The organism is Rhodovarius lipocyclicus, from assembly GCF_009900765.1.
GTDB classification, from domain to species: Bacteria; Pseudomonadota; Alphaproteobacteria; order Acetobacterales; family Acetobacteraceae; genus Rhodovarius; species Rhodovarius lipocyclicus.
The window spans coordinates 21,858-43,267 of sequence record NZ_JAAABL010000012.1 but is presented as its reverse complement, the minus strand read 5'-3'; the positions used below and the strand labels follow the sequence as shown (position 1 = coordinate 43,267).

Below are 21,410 nucleotides of genomic sequence, written 5' to 3'. Positions count from 1 at the left end.
GCGGCCAGTGAGGATGACGCCGGCGCGCGGCCGGCAACACGGGTGCGATCATCGCCCCAGCAAGAAGGCACGCGCATGACCATTTCGAGGCGCCAGCTGCTCACCGCCGCCGGGGCCGGCACCATGCTGTCGGCGCCGGCGCTCGCGGCCTGGCCGGAGCGGGCGATCCGCATCATCTCCCCCTATAACGCGGGGGGCGTGAACGACATCCTGGCGCGCGGGCTGTCCGTGCCGATGTCGGGCATCCTGAAGCAGTCGGTGGTGGTGGAGAACCGCGCCGGCGCCGGTGGCGGCATCGGGGCGGCGGTGGCCGCGCGCTCCGCGCCCGACGGCTACACCGCCTTCCTGGCCAATGTGGACACGCAGGCGATCAACCAGTTCATCTACCGCAACCTGCCCTATGACCCGGAGAAGGATTTCTCCCCGGTCACGCTGGTCACGACCATTCCCTTCGCCATCGTCATCGGCCCGTCGCGGCCGAATATCCGCGACCTGCCGGGGCTGATCGCGGCGGCCAAGGCGGACCCCAACGGGCTGTCCTTCTGCAGCTGGGGCGTGGGCAGCACCTCTCACCTGGCCTTCGAGCGCGTGGCCCGGCATGTGGGCATGGAGCTGTTGCACGTGCCCTTCACCAGCCAGGCGCCGGCGATGCAGGCTGTATTGGCCTCCCAGGTGGATGTGATGGCGGTGCCGGCCGGCGGCGCGGAGGCCATGGCGCGCGACGGCCAGACCCGCATCCTGGCGGTGGTGGAGGCCGAGCGCCTGGCGCTGCTGCCCAACGTGCCGACGGTGAAGGAGTTCGGCATCGACCTGACCATCGGGCTGTGGCAGGCGTTGTACATGCCCGCCCGCACCCCGCAGCCCGTGGTGGCGCAGTTCCGCGCCGCGGCGCATGAGGCGATGCAGACCCCCGGCTTCCAGGAAGTGCTGCGCGGCCAGGCGGCCAAGGCCGAACCCACCACGCCGGAGGGCCTGACGGAGCTGGAGCGGCGCGAACGCCCGGCCTGGAGCGCCATCGTGCGCCAGCTGGACATCCGCATCGAATAGGCCGCCTCAGGCGGTGACGGCCTCGCAGCGCCGCTCGCCGCCCAGATGCGCCCGCATCAGCCGCTCGGCCTCCTGCGGGTGGCCGGCGGCCAGGGCCTCGACGATGGCCGCGTGCTCGGCCACGGCGCAAAGCGGGTCGCCCGACTGCTCCTTGATCAGGAAGGACAGGGAGGTGACGGCCACCAGCCGCTCCAGGAAGCCGAGCAGGAAGGGGTTGTCCGCCATGCCGCCGAGCACGAGGTGGAACTCCGTCAGCAGCTGCACGAAGCGCAGCCGGTTGCCGGCGGCCAGCGCCTCGTTCTGCCGGGCCACATGGGCGCGCAGCGTGGCCAGCTCCGCGCAGTCGCAGCGGCCGCCGATGCGCCGCGCGACCTGGCCCAGGATGCCGGCCTCCACCGCGCGCCGGGCCTCATAGGCGCGGGCGAGATCGCCCTCGGAGGGGAAGGCCACGGCGGCGCCGCGATGCCGCTCCATCGACACGAGGCCGAGGAAGGCGAGGCTGCGCAATGCCTCCCGCACGCGGGTGCGGCCCACGTTGAAATCCCGCGCCAGGCCTTCTTCCGTCAGTTTTTCGCCGGGGCGGTAGCGGCCGCGGCCGATGGCCTCGGCGATGGCGCCCGCCAGCCCTTCGTCCAGCGGCGCGGTGACAAGGCCGGAACGCGGCAGGGCCGCGCGGTGCGGCGGTGGCGCGGGCAGTTCGCGCGCCAGGATGCGCCGGATGGTGGGGATGGACAGCGCCGTGCCGTGCTCGGCCAGCAGCGCGGCCCGTATGCCGGAGAGGCTGAGGCCCCGGGCGCGCAGGGCGCGGATGGCCTCGGCCTCGGCGGGCCCGGCCTTGCGTGTGGGGGAGGTTTTCGGCGCGCGGTCCTGGTCGGCGAGCGCCGCGACGCCGCCGGCCTGGTAGCGCGCCCACCATTTCCGCAGCGTGGCGCGGGAGATGCCGAAGCGGGCGCAGATGGCCCCGGCGTCCTGCCCCTGCTCAAAGGCGGTGATCCAGCGCAGCCTGTCCTTCATGCGTATTATGTCTAGACATAGGCGATTATCATGTCTAGACATGATGGCGTCGGCAGGGTGCGGTGAAATCGGCCTATTATAAGGCTTCATATCGCGGTATGCGAAGGCGTTCCTGCTGATATTGCGTGCAATGAAATGGCCATGCGGGCGGGATTGTGCGCGATTCCGCGTGGCATGCCGTTTGCTTCGCCCCCTTCGGATTCACCGAAGGAAGCACGACCATGCGCATCGCCCGCCTGTCCCGACGGTCCCTTCTGGCCGCCGCCCCGGCCCTGCTCGCCGCCCCCGCATCAGCCCAGACCGGCGCCTGGCCCAACCGCCCGGTGCGGATCATCAACCCCTACGGCCCTGGCGGGACCTCCGACATCATGGTCCGCCCGCTGACCGAGAAGCTGGAACGCGCCTTTGGCCGCCCCTTCATCATCGAGAACAAGCCGGGTGCGGGCGGCAGCGTGGGCACCGCCTCCGTCGCCGGGGAACGGCCGGATGGCCACACCCTGCTGGTGACCAACACCGGACCGCTGGCGGTGGCCCCCGCGCTGTTCCGCAGCCTGGCCTATGACCCGCGCCGGTCCTTCAGCTACATCGCCATGCTGGGCGGCGCGCCCATCCTGTGCGCGGTCAAGGGCGACAGCCCCCACCGCACCCTGGCCGACTACCTGGCCGCCGCGAAGCGGGAGGCGGACAGCATCACCTTTGGCTCCTCCGGCATCGGCAGCGCGGGGCATCTGACGGGCTCGCTGTTCGGCATCGAGGCGGGGGCCAGCCTGCTGCACATCCCCTTCCGCAGCGCGGCCGAGGCCCAGCAATCCATCCTGGGCGGCAACACCATCTCCCTGTGGGACAGTGCCTCCCCGCAGGTCGAGGCGGTGAAGGCCGGGCTGCTGCGCGGCCTCGCCATCACCTCTCCCCAGCGGGTGGAGGCCTTGCCGGACGTGCCCACCGTGGCCGAGGCGGGCTTTGCCGCCGTCACCTCCACCAACTGGTTCCTGCTGGCGGGCCCCGCGGGGCTCGACCCCCAGGTGGTGGCCAGGCTGCGGGAGGTGGTGGCCGAGAACAACGCCGAGGCCGCGACCCGCACCCGCCTGGCCGCCGCCGCGATCGTGGATCTCGGCACCCCGCCGCCCAATGAGATCCAGGCCTTCGTGGCCTCGGAAGGCGAGCGCTGGGGCCGGGTGGTGCGCACCGCCGGGGTGCAGCCGGGATGAGCCTGCTGCCCGGCGGTATGCCCAGCCCCGCCCGCGACCTGACCGGCTATGGCGAGAACCCGCCGGACCCGCATTGGCCCGGCGGCGCGAAGCTGGCCCTCTCCTTCGTGGTGAATGTGGAGGAAGGGGCCGAACTGTCGCTGCTGAGCGGCGACGAGCGCAACGAGGCGATCCCCGAGGCCGCGCAGCGGCTGGAGGGCGTGCCCGACCCGGGGATGGAATCGCATTTCGACTATGGCGCGCGGGTGGGGCTGTGGCGGGTGCTGCGGGCCTTCGACCGGCATGGGCTGAAGGCTACCTTTTCCTGCTGCGGGCGGGCCATCGCGGCCACGCCCCTGCTGGCGGCCGAGCCCCATGCGCGCGGGCATGAGATCAGCGCCCATGGCTGGCGGTGGGAGGTGCAGGCGGGCATGGAGGAAGCGACCGAGCGCGCGGTGATCGCGGCCACGGTCGCCGCCATCCGCGACGCGACCGGTGAGCGGCCGGTGGGCTGGCACAGCAAATCCGCGGCCTCGGTCAACACCCGTCGGCTGCTGCTGGAGGATGGCGGCTTCCTGTACGACAGCGACGCCTATGACGACGAATTGCCGCGCCGGCTGCCGGGGCGGGCGCATGTCGTCATGCCTTATTGCTTCGATACCAACGACATGCGCTTCGCCCCCGGCGGCGGCTTCCTGCATGCGGAGGATTTCTCGCGCTACTGCATCTCCGCCATCGACTGGATGCTGGCGCAGCCGGGGCCGGGGCGGATGCTGTCCATCGGGCTGCACCTGCGCCTGATCGCGCGCCCGGCCCGCATGCCGGGGCTGGAGGCGGTGCTGGCCCATGTGGCCCGGCGCCCGGAGATCTGGGTGGCTAGGCGGCGCGATATCGCGCGGCACTGGCTGTCCCTGGGGGTATAGCCGTTCAGACCAGCGCGAACTTCACCACCGAGAGTGCTGCGATCAGCCAGACCGCGCCATGCACCTCCGCCGCCCGGCCCGCGATGGCCTTGCCGCCCGCATGGGCGATGAAGCCGAGCCCGATGCCGGTGGCGATCGAGAAGGTGAAGGGCATGGCGAGTGCGGTCACGATGGCGGGGATGTAGTCCGTCGCGTCCTCCCAGTTCAGCTCCTGCAGGGAGCGCGCCATGAGGCAGGCGACGAAGACCAGCGCGGGTGCCGTGGCGAAGGCGGGGATGGAGGTGGCCAGCGGCGCCAGGAACAGCGCCAGCAGGAACAGCACCCCCACCGTGACGGCGGTCAGCCCCGTGCGCCCGCCGGCCTGGATGCCCGCCGCGCTCTCGATATAGCTGACGGTGGTGGAGGTGCCGAGCAGCGCCCCGCTGATGGCCCCGGTGGAATCGGCCAGCAGCGCGCGGCCCAGATTCGGCACCGTGCCGTCCTTGTTCATCAGCCCCGCGCGGTGGACGGTGCCGATCAGCGTGCCGGTGTTGTCCAGCAGGTCCACCAGGAAGAAGGTGAACACGATCCCCGCGATGCCGAGGCCGAGCGCGCCCGCGATATCCAGTTGCAGGAAGGTGGGGGCGAGGGAGGGCGGCAGGCTGGCGATGCCGTGGAAGGTGGTCAGCCCGAAGGGGATGCCGGCGGCCGCCGTGGCGATGATGCCGATGACGATCGCCCCCGTCACCCCGCGCGCCGAGAGCCCCGCGATCACCAGGAAGCCCGCGCAGGCGAGCAGCGTCGATGTCTGGCCGATCGGCCCCAGCGTCACCAGCGTGGCCGGGTGCGCCACCACCAGCCCCATGTTCTTCAGCCCGATCAGGCCCAGGAAGAAGCCGATGCCCGCCGCGATGCCGAATTTCAGGGAAACGGGGATGCCGTTCACCAGCCATTCCCGCACCCGCAGCAGCGAGACGGCGAAGAAGATCAGCCCCGAGAGGAAGACCGCGCCCAGCGCGACCGGCCAGGGCACGCCCATGCCCTGCACCACCGCGAAGGCGAAATAGGCGTTCAGCCCCATCCCCGGCGCCAGCGCGATCGGGAAATTGGCGATCATCCCCATCAGGATGGAGCCGATGGCCGCCGCCAGGCAGGTGGCCACGAAGGCCGCGCCCTGGTCGATCCCGGCCGCCGCCATGATCGAGGGGTTCACCACCACGATATAGGCCATGGTGAGGAAGGTGGAGAGGCCGGCCAGCATCTCCGTGCGCGGGTTCGTCCCGCGGGCGGTGAGGGAGAAGAAGCGGTCCATGGCTGGGTCCTCCGGGCTGGGCGCGCGCAGGGTAGCGGCGGCGGGCGATTCGCGCCCGCCGGGCCGCTCAAGCCGCGATGACAGGCGGGGTCCAGGCCCGGCCCGGGATGCTGTCCAGCAATTGCCGGGTGTAGTCGTGCCGGGGGGTGCCGAAGACCTCGGCGGTCGGGCCCTGCTCGACGATCGCGCCGCGCTGCATCACCGCGATCCGGTCGCAGATCTGCGCCGCCACCCGCAGGTCATGGGTGATGAACAGCATGGTCAGCCCCAGCCGCGCGCGGATATCGGCCAGCAGCGCCAGCACTTGCGCCTGCACCGAGACATCGAGCGCCGAGACCGGCTCATCCGCGATCAGCAGCTCCGGCTCCATCGCCAGCGCCCGCGCGATGCCGATGCGCTGGCGCTGCCCGCCGCTGAATTCGTGCGGGTAGCGGCCGATGGCACCGGGGTCGAGCTGCACCAGCCGCAGCAGCTCCCGCGCGCGCTCCAGCGCCACGCCGCGCTCCACGCCATGGGTGATCGGCCCCTCGGCGATGATGTCGCCCACCATCCGCCGGGGGTTCAGGGAGGCGAAGGGGTCCTGGAACACCATCTGGATCTTCTTGCGGAAGGGCTTCCATGCCCCGCGCGACAGCGGGCGCAGATCCTCACCCTCGAAGATGATCTCGCCCTTCTCGGGTTCCACCAGCTTCACCACGCAGCGCGCCAGGGTGGATTTGCCGGAACCCGACTCCCCCACCAGCCCCAGCGTCTCGCCCCGGCGCAGGATGAAATCGGCATCGTGCACGGCCTTGATCACGGGCTTCGGGCCGAACCAGCCGCCATGGCGGCGATAGGTCTTCTCGACCGACCGCACCTCCAGCACCGGCGGCGCGGAGGAGGGCGGGCCGGTCATCGCCGCGCCGTGCGGCACCGCGGCGATCAGGCCGCGGGTATAGGGGTGTTGCGGGTTGTTCAGCACCTCCGCCGCCGGGCCCTGTTCCACGATGCGGCCCTTCTGCATCACCGCCACACGGTCCGCGATCTCGGCCACCACGCCGAAATCATGGGTGATGAACATCACCCCCGTGCCGCGCCGGGCCTGGATCTCACGGATCAGCCGCAGGATCTGCATCTGCGTCGTCACGTCCAGCGCGGTGGTCGGTTCGTCCGCGATCAGCAGGCTGGGTTCGAGCGCCAGCGCCATGGCGATCATCACGCGCTGCCGCTGCCCGCCCGACAGGCGGAACGGATAGGAGCGCGCGATCGCCGCGGGGTCGGGCAGGTTCACCGCCGCCAGCAGCTCCGGCACGCGTTTGGCGGCATCCCCGCCCGCGCCGTGCACGCGCATGGCTTCGGCGATCTGCTCGCCCACCCGCATGATGGGGTTCAGCGCCGTCATCGGCTCCTGGAAGATCATGGCGATGCGCTGGCCGCGCAGGTTGCGCATCGCCTCGGGCGACAGGGCCAGCAGGTCCTGCCCCTCGAACAGGATGCGGCCGGTGGTGACCGGCAGCCCCTTGGGCAGCAGCCCCATCGCCGCGTTCGCGGTGATGGATTTGCCGGAGCCCGATTCCCCCACCACGCACAGGATCTCGCCTGGGTTCACCGCCAGCGAGATGCCCTCCACCGCATGCGGGCGGTCGCCGCCGGGGGGCAGGGCGACGGTCAGGTTCTCGACCGAGAGCAGGCTCATGCCGCGCCTCCGCGTTTGCGGGCGAGGCGGGGGTTCAGCGCGTCCGACAGCCCCTCTCCCACCAGGTTCAGGGCCAGCACGGTCAGGAAGATCGCAAGGCCCGGGAAGACCGACATCCACCAGGCAAGCCGGATCACCGACCGCCCGGAGCCGATCAGGAAGCCCCAGGTCATCAGGTTCGGGTCGCCGAGGCCGAGGAAGGACAAGGCGCTTTCCAGCAGGATGGCGGAGGCCACCATCAGCGAGGACAGCACCACGATGGGCGACAGCGCGTTGGGCAATATGTCCGTCACCACGATGGCCAGGCGCGACTTGCCCAGCACCTCGGCCGCCTGGACGAATTCGCGCGAGCGCAGCGAGAGGAATTCCGCCCGCACCATGCGCGCCACCGGCGGCCAGGACACCACCGCGATGGCGAAGACCACGGAGGTGATGGTGGGGGTGAAGATCGCCACCAGCAGGATGGCGAAGACGAAGGAGGGGATGGTCTGGAAGAACTCGGTGAAGCGCATCACCGCGTCATCCACCCAGCCGCCCAGATAACCCGCGAGCGCGCCGAGCGAGACCCCGATGCACAGCGAGGCCAAGGTGGAGACCGCGCCCACCATCAGCGAGATCCGCGCCCCATGGGCGATGCCGGCCGCCACATCCCGCCCCAGGCTGTCGGAGCCCAGCAGCATCCCGTCCTCGCCCGGGGGGGTGAAGGGAGCGGTGGCCATGTCCCACGGGCTGCCGGGGAAGATCACCGAGGCGAAGGCCGCCACGGCGCAGACCAGCAGCAGGATCACGAGCCCCACCACCGCGCCGCGGTTGCGGCGGAAGCGACGCCAGAAATCAGCCATGATGCCTCCTGCGATTCACGCTCCGCTCCTCGCTGTGCTGCGGTGATCCGCGATCGCGGGGGGTCATCCCTCGACCTCCACCCGCGGATCGACCACGGCGTAGAGCAGGTCCGTCGCCAGGTTGAGCAGCACCACCATGACGGAGGTGCAGAAGAAAACGCCCAGCAGCACTGCGTAGTCACGCGCCAGCAGCGCGTCGAAGGCCAGCCGCCCGATGCCGGGCCAGGCGAACACCGTCTCGACCAGGATGGAGCCGCCGATCAGCTGTCCTGCCTGGATGCCGGCGAAGGTGATGACCGGCAGCAGCGCGTTGCGCAGCACATGCCGGCGCACCACCTGGCCCTCCGGCACGCCCTTGGCGCGGGCGGTCTTCACGAAATCCTGGTCCGCCACCTCCAGCATCGTGGCGCGCGTCAACCGGGCATAGACCGCCAGGTAGAACAGCCCCAGCGTCAGCGCCGGCAGGATCAGGTGGCTGGCCACATCCAGCACCACCGCGATGCCATGCATCTCCACCCCCACGCTCATCATCCCGAAGCTCGGCAGCCATTCCAGCCAGACCGAGAAGAGCAGCACCAGCATCAGCCCCACCCAGAACAGCGGCGTGGCGTAGAAGGTCAGCGCCAGGGTGGTGATCAGGGAATCGGCCCAGGTGCCGACGCGCCGTGCCGCCATGGTGCCCAGCGTGATGCCCGCCGCCAGGGCGAAGGCGAAGGCCGCCCCCGTCAGCAGCAGGGTCGCCGGCAGGCGCTCCGCGATCAGGGTCCAGACCGGCTGCTGCTGGCGGTGGCTGAAGCCCAGGTCGAGCGTCAGCACGCCCTTCAGATAGATCCAGAGCTGCACGTACAGCGGCTGGTCCAGCCCGAATTGCTGGCGCAGCTGTGCCAGGAAGCGTTCATCCGCCGCCCCCGACTGCCCCGCGATGACGCTCGCGGGGTCCCCGGGTGCCGCGTGGATCAGGAAGAAGTTGCAGACGACGATCGCGAGGATCACGAGCGCCGCCTTCACCCCGCGCCGGAACAGGAAGCCCGGCAGCCGCGAGAGTTCCATGCCTCGGCCGGCCCCTCAGCCGGCGATGAACACGTCGTCGAAAGGCGCGTGCACGCCGACGCCCGACGTGATGACGTTGTGCAGCTTCTTGTCGTGGATGGTGGGGAAGGACAGCTCCGTCAGCCAGATCTGCGGCACCTCCTCGACCAGGACCTTCTGCACCTCGGTGAAGGCGCGCTGGCGGTCGGCCACGGCGGCGGCGGTGCGCCCTTCCTGGAACAGCGCGTCCACGCGCGGGTTGGAATAGCCGCCCGTGTTGGTGAAGGTCACGCGCTGGATGTTGGAGGAGACATAGGTGCGCTCCACCCCCATCGTCGGGTCGCCGAACTGATAGACGAAGTTGATCGTCGTCTCGTATTCCCAGTTGCCCACCCGCCGCGCCCAGGAACCGGCATCGGTGCTCTCCAGCTCGAAGGCGATGCCGATGTTGCGCATGGCCTGGCGCAGGTATTCGGAAAGCCGGGTCCAGATCTCGCCATAGGGCAGGGCCATGTGCTTCAGCGTGAAGCGCACGCCCTGGGCGTTGCGCGGGAAGCCCGCCTGGTCCAGCAGGGCGTTGGCCGCCTGCACGTTGAAGGCCGCGATCTTCACCGCCGGGTCGAAGAAGCGCGTGGTGGAGGCGAGCGGGTTGGTCGCGGGCTTGCCCACGCCGAACCACAGCCGGTTCACGATGAAGTTGCGGTCGATGGCCATGGACATGGCACGTCGCACCCGGGCGTCGTCCAGCGGCTTCACCCGGTGGTTCAGCTCGATCCAGGACAGCGGGCCCTGATACTCCCAGCCCTTGGTCTCCACGTTCAGATTGGGCCGCTGGCGCAGCTGCGGCACGTCGAAGGGCTCGATGTCCGAGGATTGGGTCAGCAGCACCTGCCCGGTTTCCAGCGCCAAGCGGCGGCTCTGGCTGTCGGGGATGATGCGGTAGATGATGGCGTCCAGATAAGGCTGGCCGGGCTTCCAGTATTCTTCGAAGCGTTCCAGGCGGATGAAGTTACCGCGCTGCCATTCCGCGAATTTGAAGGCGCCGGTGCCGATCGGCCGCTGCACGGCGGGTGCGGTGCGATAGTCCTGCCCGTCGAACAGGTGCTTGGGCACGATGCAGGTGGCCGTCGAGTGGAAGATCAGCAGGAAGGGCTGGAAGGCCTGCTTCAGCACGATGCGCACGGTGTGCGGGTCGCGCGCCTCGATCGTCTCGATCAGCGCCAGGATGGCGCGCGCGCGGGGCGACACCTCCATGTGGAATTTGGAGATGGAGAAGACCACGTCGTCGGCCGTCATCGGCTGGCCGTCGTGGAACTTCACGTTCTGCTGCAGATGGAAGACGTATTCCTTGCCGTCCGGGCTGATGTTCCAGGATTTGGCCAGCGCTGGCAGGGGTTCCAGCGTGGGCGAGTATTCGAGCAGGCCCTGGAAGATCTTGGAGCCCGCGATGCCCGTGGGCCCCTGGTTGTTCACGCCGAGCTGCAGCACCGGCGGCTCCGGCGTCAGGATGGTCTGCAAGGTGCCGCCCCGGCGTGGGGCGATACCTTGGGCCAGGGCCTCGGAGGCGCGCATCAGGACGGGGGCGGACCCGGCGGCGGCCAGCAGGCCACGGCGCGAAACGACCATCTGTGAAGTCTCCCTTGTTATGCGGGGAGGCTATTCTCCTGACGGCGCCGGGGAAAAGCTTTTTGCGGGGGCTGGTGGGGGCAGGCAGGGCCGCCTGCCTAGCCTCGCGCCATCGGGGCCGCCGCCGCGCATCCCGATCGGGCAGTACCCCTGCTGTATCCGGTGGGTTGGGTGGTGCGCAAAACTGCGATTGATGTTTGTGAATAGAAGGATTTCCGGGCCTTGCCGCTGGCTATGGCCCGGGAGCGAGGATGTTGGCGGGGAAGGGCGGCCCATAGAGCGGGCCATATCAACGTATTATAAATACTTTTATTGAACGTATAATAGAATTGACTCTCATGAATTTACGTGAAATTATTCGTGCTATCGAAGCGTGAGACCCAGCATGACCATTCTTGCCGCGTCGCGTGCCGCCGGGGCCATCACTCGGGGCTGTTGAAGCTCCCCTCACTTGGCACGCGCAGATAGGCCCGCCCGGCGGCGAGGCCGCATGCCCGCATCACACCCTCAGCACCGCCGGCGCGCGCGCCGGCCAGGAGAAGCCCCATGACCGCAATCCCGCATCCCCACCGCCGCGGCCTGCTCGCCGCCTCCGCCGCGCTGGCCGCCGCCCCCTTCGCCGGGGCGCGCGCCCAGCATGCCCATGCGGGCCATGCCGCCCACGCCACCACCCCGCTCGCGAACCGCGCCGCCCCCCTGCGGGAGCGCGTTAAGCTGAAGCTGACCTGGAACGCCACCTCGCTCTGCACCTCGCCCATCGCGGTGGCGGACCGGGAGGGGATTTTCGCCCGCTACAACCTGGATGTGGAGCTGATCAATTTCGGCGCCTCCACCGAGGCCCTGCTGGAAGCCATCGCCACCGGCCACGCGGATGCCGGAGGGGCACGGCATGAAGCGCAAGCCAGCCGCCGAAGCCGCGATGCCGGCCACGGTCAGGAAAATCCGCGCCGCCGTCTACACGCGCAAGTCGAGCGCTTCTACAACCCCAGGCGACGGCACTCGACCATCGGGTATCTCAGCCCTATGGAGTTCGAGCGCTTGGCCAGCTCAGGCTAAACTCGGTGTACATCGAACCGGCAGCAGGCCAGCCAGCGCCATCGGGGCCAAACACTGCCGTACCAAAGTGTTCGCTCTCGAAGTACGGATTTCGGGCAAGTGGGGTTCGAACCAGAGCAAGCCCTGACCGCGCTGAAACCGGCCTTTTACCTGGGTTTCTGCGTTCCGTACTAAACCGGCCAAGTCAGCAGGTCCGGAGAGAATTGGCCTCCGGAGAGCGATTTTCGCCCGTCTCCGCGTCCGGCCAGTCAACAGGTCTGCCCCGAAAACCCCAGGAAACCTGCCACTCAGCGCGGCGGTCGGTGGGGCAGAGAGCACTGCTCGTATGGGAACTGGCGGAGGGAGTGCACCCGGATTCGAACCGTCGATGGCTCTGCAGGGTCAACGTTGTTGCCCATCGCTCAACGCGCTCACCGACGCTGTTCCGTCTGGCATGGTCAGCCGAGTTGCGTTCTGATCTCGTCGCGGATCGCGGTCATCAGGACCCCTTCGCGCACTGCTCCGAAAGGGCGTGCGATCTCAGCGTGGTGCAGAGCAACCAGCTGCCAGTCGGCATTGAAGCACGGAGACCCGCTAGACCCGCCCGATGTCCGCGTCGCGTATTGGACGCGGCTATTGGCCTGATTGATCGATACGACGCTGTTCACGCTAAGCGCCAGCTTCATAGTCCCGCCTTGCGGATGCTGAAGGATATGCAGGTCCCCGCGGAACTGGGGCTCGTCGCCGCCTATGTCGAGACGCATGATGTCGACTAGCTCTACGGCCGGCTTGGTAGTCCGCAGCAGCACGAAATCAAGCTTATCAGTCGAACTTCTGGCTACGACTGCGTTCGCATGCAGACGCAGGACCTGTCCTTCTCCTGGCTGCGCGTCTGCATCGGAAAAGACTCCGAAGCGCACTATCGCGCCCGCGGCATTTGCGTCCGGGGACGACCCACCGGGTGCGAGAACGTGGTAGTTGGTTAGGATGAGATCGTCACCAACCAGAACACCGGTTCCACTCGATCGAAGCGCGGGCAATTCAATTCTGCAGACCGACCGCGCCCGCTCAACGGCTTTTCGAAGTAGGCCCACATCGAGATATTCCGGATCGCGGGCCAGCCATCCTTGGAGGATGATCTCGTCGCCCGGCGGCGCCGTCGCGAAACCAGGATCATTATTGGTGTTTCGCGCGAACGACGAGTCGAGGCGGCATGGAAACTGGAAGCGTCCGACAAGTTCCTCACGCGCGTCCGGCGATCTTACCAAATCATAGGATAGGAGAATCGATCCGACGGTTGCCGCGTGCGTCGCTCCCAGCGCGGGCAGCAGCGGCAACAGTAAACTCGCTAAGGCGCCGTTGCCGTCCGCAGGATTGTCGCCGAAGTCGAGTAGCGCTCTCACGAGTGCGCGGGAGTCATTTTCGGGATTGCCCCTGATCAAGCCCTGCAGCTCGGACAGCCATCTGTCCGAAAGTCGAGCTGCCAGGAGCAAGTTGTTCAGGAATTCACCGCGAGGGGCATGCCTGGCGCGCCTGGCGAGCAATGCCACGAGTTCCTCGCGGTCTTTGTGAGATCTTGCGGACTGCCCGCCGAGCCCATCAGCCTCAGTTGGCATCACAGCACCTCCAGCGTCGTTGGGGGGACGACGGCTCTTCCCGTCAACGGCTTCCAGTATGGGGCCAAACAAGGCCGCAGGCTTGCAGCGTGCGAGCAAATCGATATCGCGCAGCCTCAACGCGACGTCTTCGGGCTCGCTGCTCAGCTCACGTGCGCGGCCAAAAGACGAGATTGCATCGGTTTGTGTCTGAAGGCCGAGGGCGTAAAGGCCGGCCAGTGCCCAACCCAGCTTCGAATGAGCGTCTTGATTAGCGCCGCAGCGCGCGATCCATTCGTGTGCCTCCGCGGCCGCCTTCTCAAATGCCGCGCGCGCCTGTTCGTCCTGCTCCAGTCCCAGCCGGCAGCAGCCGAGCATCGCATGGTAGTCGTAAGTCGCCGCGTCGGTCGTCACTTCAAGGATTTCGGCGAGGTGTTGCTCGGCCTCAAACCACTTTTCCTGGTCGAGCGCCGCGCGGGTAAGGATCGCCTTAGCTCGGCGCATGATCCTCGCGTCGCTCGCCTCTTGCGCGAGCGCCCGCATCGCACTGGCCGTCGCTCCTGCGCTGTCGCCGCGAAGAAACTGCCTTTCTCCCTCCCTAAGGGTTGCATAAGCTAAACCGTCGAGATCCCCGATCTCGTGTCGGATAACCGCCTCAGCATCGTTGTAGCGCTTAGCCGAACTTTCGTCGCCAAGCCTGTAACAGATCCTGTTTAGAAGGCTCAGGTGATTTGCCTTCCAAAGCGGGTTGCCGGTTGCTTCCGCCATCTTCAGCGCATTCAGGCCAAGCTGCTTCGCCAAACTTGTCTTGCGGAGCTGATCATAGATTGAGGCGAGGTTATGGGTCTGCGCTTCGATACTGTCGGAATCGCGGTGACTCTCCGCGATTTGTAAGGCCCGCCTCTGCAGCTCCAAAGCCTTGTCGAGGTAGCCCAGCTGCGAATGGCAATCCGACATCCAATGATGGAGAATCTCTGCATTCTTATTGGGGATGGCGTCGATGGAATGCCTGTCGTTCAACCGTTGAAAAATCTGGAGAGCGTCGCGGTACCGCCCGTCACCAAACTCGTAGATTGCTAAGTTAGCCAACTCAAACGACACGTCGCCGAGTTCATTCTCCAGTAGCGCGATGAGCTGCTTCTGCCGCGATGCCGCCTCTTTGACTCTCCCGACGCGCCACAGGGAGGCAGCAGCGCCTCTCAGTGCAACTTGTTTTGCAAAGCTGCCCTTGGCAATCGTCTCCAGTTGGTCCGCCAGCTCGAGAATGAGCCTGAATGAACCTTGCCGCTGCGCGAAATCCTTGATCTCGTCGAGGATGCGCGCCGCGGAGAAATCGTCGCCGACGTCGATCCTGATCCCGAACTGTGCGACGTACTCGTCGATGTCGCTGATCGTCTTCCAGTCGCGGCGAGGACGCCCAATCGATCGCAAGTAGTCTGCGGCAAGTATCTTCATCGCCCTGAGTGTCAACGGTTGCGGGACAGGCGCCCCAAAAGCGTCATGGCTTGCCCGGCGGCCGGTCGGCCAGTCGCGCGACTGCAGAACGCGCAATGCGTTCGCCGCATCCACGGGATGCAACGCATGGGACTGACGCTGTCGCTGAACAAACCTCATGTTGACTAGGCGAGGCAATACCGCGGCTGAATCGATATGATCGAACCACGCTCGAAGGACGAAGTCGATCGCTGTCGGGGGGACCGGCCTCCCGAATACAGCCAGGGTGCAGATAATGAGCTGGTCGATGTCAGGCAGGCGCCGGAGAGCCTCGCCCACCAGCGCCTCGACCACGCGGTCGTCAGCGAGCTGGCGGGACAATATCTCATCGACAGAGGCCCCGGCTGTGATCTGCATCCATACGGCTTCAATGGCGCGCGGGAAGCCTCGGGTATGCTCCCGCAGGGCGGTCAGCTGCGTGTCCATTGCATCGCGCAGTCCGAAGGCTCCGGTAGGATCAAGCGCTCGCAAAAAATTCTCAGCAAAAGGGGTGGGGAGGCCTTCATGGAACGGGAGATCGGCGAAGACTGCCGGGTTGAGGTGCTGCAGTGAGCTCGGACGCAACCGCGACGTCATGACGACTTTAATCGCGGAGACATCAATGTGGGCAAGCACAGACAGAAACCGACTGAGGTCCTGGTCGACGAAACCCAGTGTCGATGTCTCGATCCCGTCTTCCATGTTGTCCATCAATATAATGATCCCCTTAGGGTATCGATGGACGGAAAACGTCTCGAAGACTTCGTGCAGCCTTGCTTCGCTCCAGTCTCGTGCGCCCAAGAGATTGCTGATGCGAGCCCGGTCCGCTTCAGCCGCAATGTCGAGCAATCCGTTGCGAAGCCCATCCGCCGTCGGCAGACGGGCGGTCTTGAAGCTCAAGAGGATAGCGGCGCTGACCGAGAAGGAGCCGTTGTCATCTGGCAGATTGCCACGAATCATACCGTCCAGCACGCGGCATACCATAGCCGACTTGCCGATGCCGCCCCGCCCCGAAACCAGCGCGATACGGCCAGATGGAGCGCGAAAGAAGTCGCATAGCGCCTTTGTCTCGGCTTCGCGGTCCTGGAATAACGATTGGAGCGGCACCGGAAACCTTCCGACGACCTGGCTCTGGACGGCGGCGTCGAAGGCGGGCCTCCTTCGTTCCAATTCCAACCCGAATTCGACACGTTCGTCTAGCTTCTTTCGGGCGCGGTCGGGTTCGGATACGAATTGGGAAAGAGACTTCGCCCGCTGTTCCAATTCGATCACGGCGTCCAAGTAGCGCGGCTCATGATGCGTGCCTCGCGCGCGCGCGCGCCTCGCGGGCGTCCTCCAGGTAGCCCTGTACTGTTTGTAGCTCTCCTTCTGACGTGGCGGTCCCAACGATGAGAAGGCGCAGCGCTTCGGCCGAAACGGTCTGGTCCTGACCTATCCTGATCCGGGGTCGTCTCGCTAAGCGTCCGACGGGCGCGCTCTCGCCAGCTTGGATGACGACAATGGGCTTCTTGTAGTCGAAGGCCAGCTTCCACTCGAGCTTGGTTGGCGTGTCGCCCTGCAGGCTCATTGGCGTGGCGAGGAACAGGAAGCAGGCGCAGCGATCAATGGCGGTCGCAGCCTCGTCCAAGGCATCGTCAGGATCGATCGTCGTCAGGTCGGCCGAGCAGTCAATCTGCGGACTGCCGCGGCCAAGCTCGTGGCGGAGAAGATTCGCCAGCCGCGATCCGTCACGGCTGTCGTAGCTGAGAAAAACCTGACCGCCCCACCGCATCCACACCCCTCCACAAGCCGCGCCGCACAATACTCCTTCTGGAGGGAAGCGCGTCCTATCGAGTCGTCGATGCTTCCTTCGGAACAACGAGGCCCGTCAAAAGCGTAAAGCCGATTAACGCGAGCGAGCCGAAAGAATCATCGTACCACCCGAATGACCGGAACGGCCCACCGAGCGCGAAGACCCAGACCACGAAGGCGACGGTCGAGAGTAGAACCTGGGTGCGCGCAAAGGGGAGCCCGCCTCCCATCGTCTGCTTCGCGGTCCACAGGAAAGTGAACACGACCCCAAAAGCAAACGATATCCAAAGCGTCGTGTAGCGCGGCGGGCCATTCACTGTAGGTTGTCCAATAATTCCAGCAACCGCAACCCATGCGCCCACGACGTCAGACGGGATATACTTGATAATCCGATCAAAATATCCATCTACTGATGGCCCACTAGGGCCGCCGGTCGCGTGAAATTCCTCTCCGACTATGCGTCTTCCCATCTGAATACTCCCTGAGAGTCTCAAAAATGCGTTCTCGCCTCGCCGGCAGCTGCGATTGAGAACTCGGATGACCTCTCATTCTGCGCAGGAAACTTGTCGCGCTGTCAACAGCATGCATGTATATAGAATGGAGCGATTGACCTGTCATAGCGTGCGATGCTCCACTTTATCTTGCGCGGAGGGCTGCCATGGCGGAAAGGTTCTTTCCGATGTATTGCGGGCTCTATGGAATCAGCGGAATGGACGGCGAGAAGGAGACATCTGAAGCGATAATGGAATTGGCCCGGCCAGACGAGACCTGCATCACCCTGATCTATATGAACGACACTGCCGAATGGGTGTTCGGGTATTGTTCGTTCAAGCACCAGTCTGACCACGTTGCCAACTTCAAGTTCTCGAACACCTTCGAGGCCCTGCAGCAACAGAGCGTGCTGCCGACACTGGTGGGAATGCACGGGGTCGATGCAATCCTGACGGATGACGCGGGACTCGCGGAGCGGGTCCGGGCCGATCCCAATTGCCATATGTTCGCCCACCGAGTCGTGCTCGTCTCCCGCGACGGGGCTAGGTATCGTCGCGACGCCTGAAACAGCTTCTGATGCCGCTCCCACCGGTGCGAGTGGCGTAGGGGACCCTTTTCGGGCCGTTAGCATGGTTCGCATGCGCTGCTTGGCGAGCCGATCCTTCTTGGCCTCGGCGGGCGCGGCATCCGCAGCATCGAGTACGTGCCTCAGCGCAACCCGATCGTCGTAGGCTCAACGGGCAACGGCGCGGACTTCGCGCTCTATATCCGGGCCGGACCTAACCGACACCTGGTGCTGGAGCGGTTGAAGTGGGACAAGGCGATCGTCGCCGACGCTGCAGCCCCCCTTCCGTCCGGAGGGGCTGGCCGTTACCGCAGATGGACGTCGTGTCGTGCTGGTCGGCGACGCAGGCGATCGGACCATCGGACACCAGCCTTGCGAAGGCGTCTGACCCGCAGGCAACCGGAGCTTCCGGATCATGCGCTTTGTCCTCAGATGATCGCGTTGCTGGTGGGAAGCCAGCACAGTCTACCGGCACGTTTACCGGCCCAGCCGGTATCGGGGGCACGAACGACATCGCGGCCTGTAGCATCCCGTCGGCACCTGACCGCCTGGATCAGCCTGATCGGAACCTCACCGCCACAGCTGGCATTTCTTGATTGTTCGCTGCCGAACCGCTCGATACTCTATACCAACGATCAGGACGGAGAGATCCAGATGGCCTTTCTTCTGGCCCGTGGAGCAAAGAACGTCGTCACGGAGGTGCAGCGCTGGCAGTATTTCCTGCGTCGCCAGGGGCTGGATCAGGTAGGCGCCATCGATGGTGACTTCGGCATGAACACGGAAGTCGCCAGCAAATTCTTCCAGGTGAAAGCCGGCCTGCCTCCAAGCGGGAAGCTCGACGACAAGACGCTTACACGGGCGCAGGCCATGGGCTACTCCGTGCTGCCGGACGACCACTATCAGAAACTTGTGGCCAAAGGCGGTCCCGCGAAGCCAACGAATTTGCAGAGCCCTTCCGACAAGAGCCGGGAGAAGGACTTTGGATGCTTCAAATTCACCCAGCTGCCGCTGGCCCAGCGCCCACGTGCGGAGTCCATAGTCATCAAGGGAAGTTGCGACGGTTCGGCCGCAGACTGGGTCGCGGAAAACGTCGTCACTTTCGACATGCCGCAGTTGAAGTTCGCAGTCGGCTACCATGGCAAATTCCGCTGTCATAAAGCGGCTGAGTCTGTCTTCCGGAAGGTCTTCGCGGCATGGGAGGAAGCAGACCTTCTCCATCTCGTCATCTCGTATGCCGGCTTCTTCTTGCCGAGATACAAGTTTGGCAAGGCTCCGCCTGGCGCCGGCGGTCACGGGCCGAAATCCAGCAAGGACGTCTCGGACCTGAGCAATCACTCATTCGGTTCGGCCTTCGATATCAACGCCACACAGAACTGGATTGGAGATACTCCGGCCGATTGGGGTGCGAAGGGCTGCGTCAGGGAACTGGTCGCCATCGCGAACAAGCACAACATCTATTGGGGCGGCCATTTCACGCAGCCCAAGGACGGAATGCATTTTGAGATCTCCGCCCTGTAGACTCTGCAACAGGCCATCGGATGATCGTCCATGCAGCACGGGGAGTGGGCTCGAATACACCGCCTGCCTTGCCGCCATAGGACCAGATCCCGCCTGTTTTTTCCGGTCTCTTCGGCATTTGCCGGGTTCTTCCTGATCCCCGGCAGTCGTGGTCGCGCCGGTGATCCACCTCGGGTCCACAAGACATTGGGCGATGCTGGCCGCGGCGAGCGATCTGCCACGGTAGGTGCGATGCGATGTAGGGAGGACTAGGCCGTGCGGTTCTGCACCGTCATTCAGAGAGTGGCACTTGGCGTTGCGCTACTGGGCGCGGGATGCGCCTCGGCACCGCGTAGTGAACTCACGCGCATGCAGGCGCAGATGAGCACCGTTCGCGCCGCCGCCGATCCTCTGTTCGACGACCTCGCGCTCGCCGAAAGGCGCGTCGGCGTCCAGCGCGCAACCAGCCCGGCCATCGCCGCTTCCCTCGGTGGCCCCCCGCCGGCGCCAACGGCCAGCGGGTGCGTCGCGCGCTGGATAGGCGAACCAACCAACGGCTTTCTCGGCGCGCTCTGCCCCGAGCACATCGCCTACGAGAACAGCATTGCCGATCCGCCGGGCACCGCCTCGCTACGACGTGGCTTGGCCGCGCTCATCGGCGCGACGGAGGCTCTTCTCGCCTTGGCCGAGAACCGCAACCTCGCCGAGGCCGAGGCGCAGATTCAGGGACTGGCGGGTGCGCTCGCCAGCTTCACGCAAGTCGCCGCAGCACCATTCGGGCCGACCTCGGGCGCTGCCGCGGTGTTGACGCTGCTCGGTCCGGTTGCTCAGCAATTGCAACCATTGGCGAACGAACTGGTGAGTGCCAACAACGCGGCGCGCGTACGGGAACTCATTCTGCAGAACGAGGACAACTTCAACCGTCTGATCGTCCAGTTGCGCGAGGCGCACGATGCGGTGTTCCAGATCTTCGTCGCCGACAGTGAGATCCGCATCGCGCTCGCGTCGCGTGCCGACCGTGCGGCGCTGCAGGCTGGGCGGTCACGGCTAATGAACGGTTACCGCCTTCTGCTCTCCAACTACGTGGTGCTGCTCCCGCGCGCCGAGGGATCCTGGAAGGCGGTAGTCAGAGCTGCGAAGGAGCCGACGGGCTTCAACCTGATAACGACCCGCGCCGCGGTGGATGACGCGCGCATCGCCGCCGAGGCGATACGTCGTGCGCAGGCGGCATTCCGCGCCGGTAGCTGATCACGACAGCCGTTCAGGGAGGAAATTACATGTCGTTGAACCAGGCGGCGATCCAGGACGCGATTCTGGCGCTGCAGCACGTCACCAGGCGTGAGGACGCGTCCACAGACCCTGCGGAAATCGCCATCATCGCGCGAGAAAAGCATGTTCTGATCGGCGCGATATCAAGCCTCGCGACCGCCGATCTGCTGGCGGCGGCGCAGACTGTGAACGCCTTGATCGACGCGATCGAGGCCTGCATCGCCGCGGCCCAGCGCGGGCCCTTCCATGGCGGTTTCCTCGCTGGGCTGAGCAACGCGCTGGACGGGCTGAACCGGACGCTCAGCCAGATGCAGGGCAGCGAGGCGTTGCCGCCGGCGCCGGAGGTAGCGGGCGCTGCGCTGTCCATGGCGAAGGCGAAGGCCATGCAGCCGACCACGGCGCCGGGCCTGCCCTCGAAGAAGACCGACTTTGCGTCCCTAAAGGCGGAATACACCGCGTGGTTCGCGGTCTGCGAAGTCAGGCCCGACAAGAAGGACAACCTCGAATTCTACATGACGAAGATCGTCAAGGGGCGCGCCAGCTACGAGAAGGTCGCGACGGCGACAAATGTTCCCTGGTTCTTCATCGCCATCACCCACGGCATGGAGGGCGGCTTCAACTTCACCACCCATCTGCACAATGGCGATCCACTGAGCTCGCGCACCTTCAACGTCCCCGCCGGGCGCCCGCCGTTCGGCACACCGCCCTTCGCCTGGCACGATTCTGCGATCGACGCGATCCGCTTTGATGGCCTGCACGAGGAGACCGACTGGTCACTGCCGCGCATGCTGTTCCGGTTCGAGAAGTTCAACGGCATGGGGTACCGGAAGCTCGGCGTGCCGACGCCATATCTGTGGAGCCATTCGCACCTTTATGCCAAGGGCAAGTTCACCAGCGACGGAAGCTTCGATCCAGAGGCTGTATCGAAGCAGACCGGCGCTGCCGTTCAACTCAAGGAGTTGATGAACCGCGGGATCATAATGGTTTCGTAGGATTGTCCTCCCCCAACACCACCGTCGCGACCAAAATGGCCGATTGGAGAAATTCGGATAGCCCAAT

Annotated in this window: 16 protein-coding genes; 8 read left to right on the top strand and 8 right to left on the bottom strand. The window is 66.0% G+C overall.

The annotated features are described in order from the left end of the window. The first annotated feature begins 75 nt into the window (after nucleotides 1-75). Nucleotides 76-1,047, top strand: a complete 972-nt coding sequence (locus GT007_RS11040; protein WP_160121668.1) for a Bug family tripartite tricarboxylate transporter substrate binding protein — start codon at nucleotides 76-78, stop codon at nucleotides 1,045-1,047. A 6-nt stretch (nucleotides 1,048-1,053) separates the two neighbouring features. Here GT007_RS11040 and GT007_RS11035 read toward each other — a convergent pair whose 3' ends face one another. Beyond that, complete coding sequence (locus GT007_RS11035; protein WP_160121667.1) at nucleotides 1,054-2,061, bottom strand: FCD domain-containing protein; 1,008 nt, start codon at nucleotides 2,059-2,061, stop codon at nucleotides 1,054-1,056. A 221-nt stretch (nucleotides 2,062-2,282) separates the two neighbouring features. On the opposite strand from GT007_RS11035, the gene GT007_RS11030 reads away from it, so the two are divergent. Then, the gene (locus GT007_RS11030) at nucleotides 2,283-3,269 is read left to right on the top strand and encodes a Bug family tripartite tricarboxylate transporter substrate binding protein (protein WP_160121666.1); all 987 of its coding nucleotides are present in this window, start codon (nucleotides 2,283-2,285) and stop codon (nucleotides 3,267-3,269) included. Next, a complete protein-coding gene (locus GT007_RS11025) occupies nucleotides 3,266-4,171 on the top strand; it encodes a polysaccharide deacetylase family protein (RefSeq protein ID WP_201451880.1) in 906 nt (301 codons plus the stop codon). The genes GT007_RS11030 and GT007_RS11025 overlap by 4 nt, the downstream gene beginning before the upstream one ends. 4 nt (nucleotides 4,172-4,175) lie before the next feature. On the opposite strand, the gene GT007_RS11020 is transcribed toward GT007_RS11025, so the two are convergent. From GT007_RS11020 to GT007_RS11000, 5 genes are all read right to left on the bottom strand, one after another. After that, complete coding sequence (locus tag GT007_RS11020; RefSeq protein WP_160121665.1) at nucleotides 4,176-5,462, bottom strand: NCS2 family permease; 1,287 nt, start codon at nucleotides 5,460-5,462, stop codon at nucleotides 4,176-4,178. A 67-nt stretch (nucleotides 5,463-5,529) separates the two neighbouring features. Continuing rightward, complete coding sequence (locus GT007_RS11015) at nucleotides 5,530-7,137, bottom strand: ABC transporter ATP-binding protein (RefSeq protein ID WP_160121664.1); 1,608 nt, start codon at nucleotides 7,135-7,137, stop codon at nucleotides 5,530-5,532. Continuing rightward, the gene (locus GT007_RS11010) at nucleotides 7,134-7,979 is read right to left on the bottom strand and encodes an ABC transporter permease (protein WP_160121663.1); all 846 of its coding nucleotides are present in this window, start codon (nucleotides 7,977-7,979) and stop codon (nucleotides 7,134-7,136) included. Before GT007_RS11010 ends, GT007_RS11015 begins: the two co-directional genes overlap by 4 nt. A gap of 63 nt (nucleotides 7,980-8,042) precedes the next feature. After that, on the bottom strand, nucleotides 8,043-9,029 hold the full coding sequence (locus GT007_RS11005) for an ABC transporter permease (protein WP_160121662.1): 987 nt from the start codon (nucleotides 9,027-9,029) through the stop codon (nucleotides 8,043-8,045). A 15-nt stretch (nucleotides 9,030-9,044) separates the two neighbouring features. Next, nucleotides 9,045-10,634 (bottom strand): ABC transporter substrate-binding protein, encoded by a 1,590-nt coding sequence (locus GT007_RS11000; protein ID WP_236571609.1) that lies wholly within the window; start codon nucleotides 10,632-10,634, stop codon nucleotides 9,045-9,047. A gap of 546 nt (nucleotides 10,635-11,180) precedes the next feature. Between GT007_RS11000 and GT007_RS22195 the strand changes: the two genes are divergently transcribed. Beyond that, nucleotides 11,181-11,690 carry a substrate-binding domain-containing protein gene (locus GT007_RS22195; RefSeq protein WP_201451886.1) on the top strand — a complete coding sequence of 170 codons (510 nt, stop codon included), beginning with the start codon at nucleotides 11,181-11,183 and terminating at the stop codon, nucleotides 11,688-11,690. Nucleotides 11,691-12,127: 437 nt separating this feature from the next. Here the strand turns inward: GT007_RS22195 and GT007_RS10990 are convergent, their stop codons facing one another. Then, on the bottom strand, nucleotides 12,128-16,009 hold the full coding sequence (locus GT007_RS10990; RefSeq protein WP_236571612.1) for a trypsin-like peptidase domain-containing protein: 3,882 nt from the start codon (nucleotides 16,007-16,009) through the stop codon (nucleotides 12,128-12,130). A gap of 19 nt (nucleotides 16,010-16,028) precedes the next feature. Beyond that, on the bottom strand, nucleotides 16,029-16,508 hold the full coding sequence (locus tag GT007_RS10985) for a TIR domain-containing protein (protein ID WP_160121660.1): 480 nt from the start codon (nucleotides 16,506-16,508) through the stop codon (nucleotides 16,029-16,031). 678 nt (nucleotides 16,509-17,186) lie between these two features. Here GT007_RS10985 and GT007_RS10980 point away from each other — a divergent pair. The 4 genes from GT007_RS10980 (at nucleotide 17,187) to GT007_RS10965 (ending at nucleotide 21,343) form a co-directional block, all read left to right on the top strand. Then, nucleotides 17,187-17,585, top strand: coding sequence for a hypothetical protein (locus tag GT007_RS10980; RefSeq protein WP_160121659.1), 399 nt, complete (start codon nucleotides 17,187-17,189; stop codon nucleotides 17,583-17,585). 432 nt (nucleotides 17,586-18,017) lie between these two features. Then, entirely contained in the window at nucleotides 18,018-19,103 is a 1,086-nt protein-coding gene (locus tag GT007_RS10975; RefSeq protein WP_160121658.1) for a M15 family metallopeptidase, read from the top strand. A 360-nt stretch (nucleotides 19,104-19,463) separates the two neighbouring features. Further along, complete coding sequence (locus GT007_RS10970) at nucleotides 19,464-20,330, top strand: hypothetical protein (protein ID WP_160121657.1); 867 nt, start codon at nucleotides 19,464-19,466, stop codon at nucleotides 20,328-20,330. Nucleotides 20,331-20,359: 29 nt separating this feature from the next. Then, the gene (locus GT007_RS10965; protein WP_160121656.1) at nucleotides 20,360-21,343 is read left to right on the top strand and encodes a hypothetical protein; all 984 of its coding nucleotides are present in this window, start codon (nucleotides 20,360-20,362) and stop codon (nucleotides 21,341-21,343) included. Nucleotides 21,344-21,410: the final 67 nt, after the last annotated feature.

Bases quoted from the DNA above. Each gene is read 5' to 3' on its own strand.
- GT007_RS11040 (WP_160121668.1), top strand. From the start codon at position 76: ATGACCATTTCGAGGCGCCAGCTGCTCACCGCCGCCGGGGCCGGCACC.
- GT007_RS11035 (WP_160121667.1), bottom strand. From the start codon at position 2,061: ATGAAGGACAGGCTGCGCTGGATCACCGCCTTTGAGCAGGGGCAGGAC.
- GT007_RS11030 (WP_160121666.1), top strand. From the start codon at position 2,283: ATGCGCATCGCCCGCCTGTCCCGACGGTCCCTTCTGGCCGCCGCCCCG.
- GT007_RS11025 (WP_201451880.1), top strand. From the start codon at position 3,266: ATGAGCCTGCTGCCCGGCGGTATGCCCAGCCCCGCCCGCGACCTGACC.
- GT007_RS11020 (WP_160121665.1), bottom strand. From the start codon at position 5,462: ATGGACCGCTTCTTCTCCCTCACCGCCCGCGGGACGAACCCGCGCACG.
- GT007_RS11015 (WP_160121664.1), bottom strand. From the start codon at position 7,137: ATGAGCCTGCTCTCGGTCGAGAACCTGACCGTCGCCCTGCCCCCCGGC.
- GT007_RS11010 (WP_160121663.1), bottom strand. From the start codon at position 7,979: ATGGCTGATTTCTGGCGTCGCTTCCGCCGCAACCGCGGCGCGGTGGTG.
- GT007_RS11005 (WP_160121662.1), bottom strand. From the start codon at position 9,029: ATGGAACTCTCGCGGCTGCCGGGCTTCCTGTTCCGGCGCGGGGTGAAG.
- GT007_RS11000 (WP_236571609.1), bottom strand. From the start codon at position 10,634: ATGGTCGTTTCGCGCCGTGGCCTGCTGGCCGCCGCCGGGTCCGCCCCC.
- GT007_RS22195 (WP_201451886.1), top strand. From the start codon at position 11,181: ATGACCGCAATCCCGCATCCCCACCGCCGCGGCCTGCTCGCCGCCTCC.
- GT007_RS10985 (WP_160121660.1), bottom strand. From the start codon at position 16,508: ATGCGGTGGGGCGGTCAGGTTTTTCTCAGCTACGACAGCCGTGACGGA.
- GT007_RS10980 (WP_160121659.1), top strand. From the start codon at position 17,187: ATGGCGGAAAGGTTCTTTCCGATGTATTGCGGGCTCTATGGAATCAGC.
- GT007_RS10975 (WP_160121658.1), top strand. From the start codon at position 18,018: ATGATCGCGTTGCTGGTGGGAAGCCAGCACAGTCTACCGGCACGTTTA.
- GT007_RS10970 (WP_160121657.1), top strand. From the start codon at position 19,464: ATGAGCACCGTTCGCGCCGCCGCCGATCCTCTGTTCGACGACCTCGCG.
- GT007_RS10965 (WP_160121656.1), top strand. From the start codon at position 20,360: ATGTCGTTGAACCAGGCGGCGATCCAGGACGCGATTCTGGCGCTGCAG.